1 protein-coding gene is annotated in these 387 nt (G+C 50.6%); it reads left to right on the forward strand.

Features of this window, described 5'->3' with window-relative positions:
- Positions 1-387: GTP-binding protein (locus FLQ44_RS04800; RefSeq protein ID WP_147693319.1), on the forward strand; the 387-nt coding region annotated here is incomplete at both ends.

A 387-nucleotide genomic window follows, 5' to 3' on the forward strand; every position in this document is an offset into this window, starting at 1 on the left:
GGTACGCGAGTTACAGACATCGCTGTGCTGGTGGTTGCCGCTGATGATGGTGTTCAACCCCAGACGATAGAAGCCATCAGCCACGCGAAAGCAGCTGAAGTGCCAATTGTAGTGGCGATCAACAAAGTTGATAAGCCGGATTCCCAGATAGACCGCGTGAAGCAGGAGCTAACCCAATACGGTCTGCAACCTGAAGAATGGGGCGGCGATATCATTATGGTTCCGGTAAGCGCCATTAAAGGGGAAAACCTGGATACGCTACTGGAAATGATTCTGCTACAGGCGGAAGTTTTAGAACTATCCGCTAACCCAGACCGCCCAGCTAAAGGTACGGTGATTGAAGCAAATCTGGATAAATCAAGAGGCCCAGTTGCTACCTTCCTGGTA

It is taken from the genome of Vogesella mureinivorans, assembly GCF_007644035.1.
GTDB classification, from domain to species: domain Bacteria; phylum Pseudomonadota; class Gammaproteobacteria; order Burkholderiales; family Chromobacteriaceae; genus Vogesella; species Vogesella mureinivorans.